Annotated in this window: 6 protein-coding genes; 1 reads left to right on the top strand and 5 read right to left on the bottom strand. The window is 61.2% G+C overall.

What is annotated here, in order from left to right; translation table 11 throughout:
* Positions 1-53 precede the first annotated feature (53 nt).
* Positions 54-1,493 carry a phytoene desaturase family protein gene (locus tag O148_RS0106470; RefSeq protein ID WP_240470809.1) on the bottom strand — a complete coding sequence of 480 codons (1,440 nt, stop codon included), beginning with the start codon at positions 1,491-1,493 and terminating at the stop codon, positions 54-56.
* A gap of 160 nt (positions 1,494-1,653) precedes the next feature.
* Between O148_RS0106470 and O148_RS0106475 the strand changes: the two genes are divergently transcribed.
* On the top strand, positions 1,654-2,739 hold the full coding sequence (locus tag O148_RS0106475) for an inositol-3-phosphate synthase (protein WP_026530263.1): 1,086 nt from the start codon (positions 1,654-1,656) through the stop codon (positions 2,737-2,739).
* On the opposite strand, the gene O148_RS0106480 is transcribed toward O148_RS0106475, so the two are convergent.
* From O148_RS0106480 to O148_RS18175, 4 genes are all read right to left on the bottom strand, one after another.
* Complete coding sequence (locus O148_RS0106480) at positions 2,736-3,500, bottom strand: phosphatase (protein ID WP_026530264.1); 765 nt, start codon at positions 3,498-3,500, stop codon at positions 2,736-2,738. The genes O148_RS0106475 and O148_RS0106480 overlap by 4 nt on opposite strands.
* A complete protein-coding gene (locus tag O148_RS0106485; protein WP_035745153.1) occupies positions 3,497-4,735 on the bottom strand; it encodes a glycosyltransferase in 1,239 nt (412 codons plus the stop codon). The genes O148_RS0106480 and O148_RS0106485 overlap by 4 nt, the downstream gene beginning before the upstream one ends.
* A 281-nt stretch (positions 4,736-5,016) precedes the next feature.
* Complete coding sequence (locus tag O148_RS0106490) at positions 5,017-5,400, bottom strand: hypothetical protein (protein WP_169737509.1); 384 nt, start codon at positions 5,398-5,400, stop codon at positions 5,017-5,019.
* A 240-nt stretch (positions 5,401-5,640) separates the two neighbouring features.
* The gene (locus tag O148_RS18175) at positions 5,641-5,766 is read right to left on the bottom strand and encodes a hypothetical protein (protein ID WP_276203064.1); all 126 of its coding nucleotides are present in this window, start codon (positions 5,764-5,766) and stop codon (positions 5,641-5,643) included.
* Positions 5,767-6,305: the final 539 nt, after the last annotated feature.

The following is a 6,305-nucleotide window of genomic DNA, read 5'->3' on the forward strand; positions in this document are numbered from 1 at the left end:
CATACGGGTCGTGAAACACGGTACGGGGATGCGAAACGCGGGAGAGTGAGAGGTCAGCTCGACGGCGAGAGATCCGGGAAGGGCAACCCGAAATCGCGCAACGCCGTCGCCGCCGCGTGGTAGCCGCCCATGCCGTGCACTCCCGGTCCCGGCGCCACCGACGCCGAACACAAGTACACCCCGTCCAAGGGTGTGCGCCACGGTTCCCGGCTGAGCCACGGACGCGCCAGCGCTTGGCGAGTGGTCATGGCTCCGGCAAAAATATCCCCACCAACATAATTCGCGTTGTGTAAAGGCATCTGAGCGCCCGTCGTCGCCACCGAATTCACGATGACGTCGCGGAATCCCGGGGCAAAACGCTCAATCTGGCGGATTACCGCCTCGGTCCGATCCTCACCGGAGCCGCGCGGCACATGAGTGTACGTCCACAAGACGTGCTGGCCCGCTGGAGCGCGGCTTGAGTCAAAAAGGCTCGGTTGCGACACCAGGACATATGGTGAATCGGGCATATGTCCGTTCGCTACCGCGCGAGCCGCCAGTGCCGCGTCGCTGCGGGTGCCCACGCAATGCACCGTCCCACTCGCCTGAATTCCCGGATTGGCCCACGGAACCGGTTCGCTCAGCAGAAAATCCACCTTGCATACAGCGTTCCCGTATTGAAATCTGTCGATTCGACGCCGATACGCAACAGGCAACGCGTCCCCCGCCATCTCGCCGAATCCTTGCAACGAGGTGTCGACAAACACCGTGGAGTTGGCGGGGAGCTCGCTCAGACTTGTGATCCTGACCCCAGGGTGCACCGTCCCGCCATGCCGCTCGAGATCGGCAACGAGAGCATCGCTCAACGCTTGCGCCCCGCCCACCGGAATCGGCCATCCGGCTCCGTGCGCCAACATCGCAAGCACCAACCCAGCGCCCGTCGAGGAGACACTCGGCATCACATTAATGTTGTGCCCAAACACCCCGGAAAGCATTGCGGGCACCGTCTCTTCGCGAAACCCCGCATTCCACCACCTTGCGGACTGCCAGAGCGTTCCGAGCCCAAACGGCACCATCGTCAGCGGCTTCTGGGGCATCCTCGCAAACGAGCCCAACAAATATTCCAAAATGGGAATACTGCTGTCCACTAACGGTGCCAAGAGCTTCTTATAAAGTTTTCCGTCACGCCCAAGCCCGGCGACCGTCCGGTCCAGATCGCGAAACGCCAGAGCCGCCTGCCCCGCATCGAGCGGATGCGCAAATGACACCTCCGGGGTCACAAGATTCACGCGCTCGCTCATCTGGAACTGACTGAAAAAAGGCGTGGAATGCACCATCGGATATACCGCGGAGCAGACATCACTCGTCACACCGGCACCCAGAATGTCCGCGCTACGCACGCCCCCGCCCAGCGTGTCCTGCGCTTCAAACACGCTCACGCGCGCGCCAGCCCTGGCCATAATGACCGCAGCTGCCAAGCCATTGGGCCCGGAACCTACGACGGCGATATCCACCTTTTGCGCGCTCCTCACCGACATTGCTGGTTGGCAGGGCGATCGCTCCTACCGGCTGTTTCCAGCCTAGCCCGTCACGTATGCACATTGAGGAATGCACGATGCGAGTTAAGTCTTAGACTAGGTGAGGTCCACCCATGCCGCGCATCCTAGGAGAATTGTGTCCGAAAACCCCATTCGCGTTGCCCTTGTCGGTGTTGGCAATTGTGCCGCTTCCTTGGTGCAAGGGGTGGAGTATTACAAGGACGCGCCGGCGGATCAGATCATCCCTGGGCTCATGCACACCGTTTTTGGCGACTACCATGTGGGTGATGTGCAGTTTGTAGCCGCCTTTGACGTTGACGCCAAGAAGGTTGGAACGGACCTTGCGGATGCGATCCTCGCCAGCGAGAACAACACCATAAAAATAACCGATGTCCCCGCGACCGGTGTCACGGTGCAACGCGGCCCCACGCTGGATGGTCTTGGCCGCTACTACCGTGAAACCATCACGGAGTCCCAAGAATCTCCGGTTGACGTCACGCAGGTCCTCAAAGACGTCGATGCCGATGTGCTCGTCTGTTATCTGCCGGTGGGAAGCGAAGACGCCGCCCGCCATTACGCCCAGTGCGCCATTGACGCGGGAGTCGCTTTCGTCAACGCCTTGCCCGTGTTCATCGCGGGCACCGAGGAGTGGGCGCAAAAGTTCACCGATGCCGGGGTGCCAATCGTCGGAGACGATATCAAGAGCCAGGTCGGCGCCACGATCACCCACCGAGTCCTCGCAAAACTCTTTGAGGATCGCGGCGTCACCCTGGACCGCACTTATCAGTTAAACGTCGGCGGAAACATGGACTTCAAGAACATGTTGGAGCGGGACAGGCTCGAATCCAAGAAGATTTCCAAAACTCAAGCGGTCACCTCTAATACCAGCGCCGATCTCGGCGAGCGCGACGTTCACATCGGCCCGAGCGATTACGTGCAGTGGCTGGACGACCGTAAGTGGGCGTACGTGCGCCTCGAGGGCCGCAATTTTGGCGACATCCCGGTCTCGCTCGAATACAAGTTGGAAGTGTGGGACTCGCCCAACTCGGCCGGCGTCATTATTGACGCGATCCGCGCAGCTAAGATCGGCCTCGATCGCAAGATCGGCGGCCCACTGGTGAGCGCTTCTTCCTACTTCATGAAGAGCCCACCGGAGCAATTCGCCGATGACCTCGCCCGGGAGAAGGTCGAGCAGTTTATTCGCGGTGAGATTGACCGCTAACTGAGCCGGGCACGCTCGAGGATAAAGTCGATCATTGGCCGATACAGGCCTGGGTGCACGTTGTCATCAATGGGCACAGCAACCCGTAGCTGGCCCTGCTCCTCGGACACGAACAGCCCCGGATCATTGCAATCGGCAATACCGATCGTCTCAATCCCGGCGTCGGCTGCCGCACCTGCCCAACCGTGGTCTGCCACCACAAGATCCGGCAAAGCAACATCATGTGCACTCATCCACTCCAACACCAGGCGCATGTGTTCCGGGGAATGTGAGTGCAACAGGGACCCGTGCTTGTGCCACACCTTCACCCCCATGATTTGCCGCAAGTGACCCCCCTGAGACGCAAGTCCCTCCGGGATGGCGATAACCTCGGCTCCATGCTTGCGCGCAGCCTCGGCCAATTCGGCGTACACCGGCAGCAGCCCTCCCGGATGCCCGGTAGCGAACAAAATCCGCGCCCCAGCACGCGCCCGCTCGCCAAGAATCGCGGCGTACTCCTCAAGTTTGGCCACAGCCAGCGCGGTTCCGATGGTGTCCTGACCGCTCACATGCGAGGGCTCCGGGTTGATCCCGACCCGCTCCACCATGAGTGCAAACACCGAGTCCGCATCCCACTCCTGCGTCCAGGTCACGCCAAACTCTTCGTGCTCGGAATGATCAATAAAGCGCTGAATCTTCAACATATTGTCTTCGCGGGTGGTTGCCACCTCCCCGGTGATTCGCGCCGCCTCCAACGCCACCGCCAACTCGTCCCGATTCACCGATTCAGCCCTTCCCGTGCCCGCCGATAGCTGGCCACTGTCTCTTCCGCGTTGCGTTCCCAACTAAATTTTCCGGACTGTACCGAAGCACCCCGGGACAACCGGGACCAAAGGCGGGGACCGCCGTCGTACATCTTCTCTAAGGCGAGCGCAAAGCCGCCTGCCGATGCGCTAGCGGTTGTCCCCAAAGGCACCAGGTATCCCGACTCGCCGTCCGCGACCGCGTCCTGTAGCCCGCCGACCTTCGAGGCAATCACCGGCGTGCCGCACGCTTGAGCTTCCAGCGCCACCAACCCAAAGGACTCTGCGAGCGAGGGCATGACCACCACGTCGGCGCTCCGGAAGAGTTCGGCCAGGCGCGCGGGCGGCATCGGCGGCCGGAATGTGAGTGCACCGGCCAGCCCTTCCGCCTCCGCGAGGGCCGGCAAATCCATGGCCGTCGAGCCGCTTTGCTCGCCGGTGATCGTCAGGTGGAACTTGATGTCCGGAGGCCGGCGTCGCAATTCGCCGAGCGCGCGCAGGAGCACGTCCGGGCCCTTGAGCGGCTGGATCCGTCCGGCAAAAACAATGTGCATGACTCCCGGGTCAACACCGGAGCGCGCCCGTGCCGCGTCTCGGCGGGAAGCGTGAAACACCGTCGCGTCCACGCCGGGCGGGATCACGTCGATGCGCTCGGGTGCCACGGCGTAGAGCTCGGTGAGCTCGTGGGCCTCGTGGTCGGTATTGGCAATGTACCGGGTTCCCGCCGCGGCGATCGCGTCCTCGCTTGCGAGCCGATCAGCGGGCTCATCCTCGAGTCCGACGGTTGCGGCCTTCACCTTACCGAGGGTGTGCGGGCTGTGGACGTGCGGGATGCCAAGCACGTCGCTAAGGGCGACCCCGGCCAGCCCGGAAATCCAATAGTGCGAGTGCACCACGTCCCACTCACTCCCGCATCCGCGCATCGCCGCCACAAACTCGCCCATCCGCGCCAACAGGTCCTCCTTGGGGATGCGCTCGGGTGGACCCACGTCCAGGTAATGGATGCGGATGCCGCAATCCAGTACCAGGGTGGCTGGCTGGTTTTCGGTTGTGCGGCGGGTGAAAAGTTCGACGGCGAGTCCCCGGCTTTGGAGCCTCAGGGCAAGTGAGCGCACATAGACATTGAGACCGCCAGCGTCGCCTTGGCCCGGCTGATCGATGGGAGAAGTGTGCAGGGTGATCAACGCGACCTTGCGCGGCCAATCCTGCTCCATTCGGTGCTCCTTCTCTTCATCTCGAGGCTATCGCGCTCCGCGCGGGGGCTGAAACCGGAACATTATGTGACAGTTTCGCCACCGAAACTGCCACATAATCGATTCCGTGGCACTTCCGCCCGCCAAACTGCCACATAAAATCTGTGCACGCGCGGGCTTTAAAAGGCGGAAGCCCGCGCTGGGAAGCGCGGGCTTCTCTGGCTTGGCGGTCATGACTGTGCACGGCCCACTCCTTTATCTAGTGCCGCTCGGGGCGGCCTGTCAGCGCGCATCAGTTGACCTCAGCGGATGAAACGTACCGTGGAGATTGCCTCGGTGCGCAGGGCTTCGAGACGTTCTTCATTGATCGGCGAGTTTGCCATCCGGTTCAGGTAGGCCAAACCGTCTTTGAGCTTGCCCAGCGTGGAGCGAACCTCTGCCCGTTCCAGGTACGCCGGAATCTGCTCGGGGACATCCTGAGTCTCTGCCTGGATCATGCGTTGTTGCGGATCCGGTAGCGGCGTCAGGCTGCCCGTGATGATGAGTTCTCCATGCCCGCATCCAGGCATGGGTTCGGCAACCTGCGTTGCCTGCTCCACCGCACCCGGACTAGGGGGTTGCAATGGCGCTGGAGGTTCTGGGATCTGTTGCTCAGAAACCTCTGCGGAAGCTGATACCAGCGTCACGTGGTTCTCCTTGTTTTTCATGGTGATTTTTCCTGATATTTAGAACACTAGTTCCATTTCCGGACACCTTCGGTCCGGGTTGGATTCTCGTTTAAAGGTGCAAAAGCGAGAGTCCTGGATGGTGTGTTCTGGGGGTTGAAGAAAGAGGTGCACGGCCTTGCGGTCGGTGCAGTGGGACCACAAACACAGCCACTTTTGGCAGTGGAGTGAGGGTCGCGAGGAGCTTAGATCAGCTAAGACTCAACGGTCCGAAAACACGACACCGGGGGTAATCCCGGCCAAGGTCTTGATTCGATCGAACCAGACGCCGGAGCCGTTGGCAGAGCCGAGGAAAGTCTCGCCCTTCTTCAACAGATTTGTATTCATGATTACCCACCTCCTTTTGTGTCGTGTTGTGCCGTTGTCATTCGCAGATTGGTAATTCCCAACTGCGATATTTCAACGCTACCGCATGCTTTGCGCAAATTCCTAGCGAGTTGGCAAAAATTCTCGGAAGTTTTTTGTGAACGCGCGCATCGGCGACTGCGCCGGCGTCTCCCCCACCCCGCCACACTCCGCGACTTGCCACCTACAACGCGTATGCCGCCGGTGGTTTCAAGGGGCTAGTGCAACACCTGAATTTTTTTGGAGTGTGTGTCGTGCCTGCTGTGATTCCGTGGTGGAAGGTTTCGTTGTGCCTTGATTTGCTTGCTCGGGGTGTTATCGCGGTGCGGGTGGCTGAGCGTGTCGGGGTGGCGCGCACGAGTGTGAACAGGTTTGCCAGACTGGCTGGTATGGAACTGGTGTATGGCTCCCGCGGGGGCATGACGGGTCCTCGTGTACCGGACACGGCGTTGATGGAGAGCGGCGGGGGCGTGAGGGCGCGGGGGAGGGCGTATTCGCGGTTGAGTTTTGAGCAGCGAGTC

The organism is Haematomicrobium sanguinis DSM 21259 (assembly GCF_000688395.1).
Taxonomy (GTDB): Bacteria; Actinomycetota; Actinomycetes; order Actinomycetales; family Micrococcaceae; genus Haematomicrobium; species Haematomicrobium sanguinis.

Coding starts and splice junctions, on each gene's coding strand:
- O148_RS18175 (WP_276203064.1), bottom strand. CDS start 5,766: ATGAATACAAATCTGTTGAAGAAGGGCGAGACTTTCCTCGGCTCTGCC.
- O148_RS0106485 (WP_035745153.1), bottom strand. CDS start 4,735: ATGGAGCAGGATTGGCCGCGCAAGGTCGCGTTGATCACCCTGCACACT.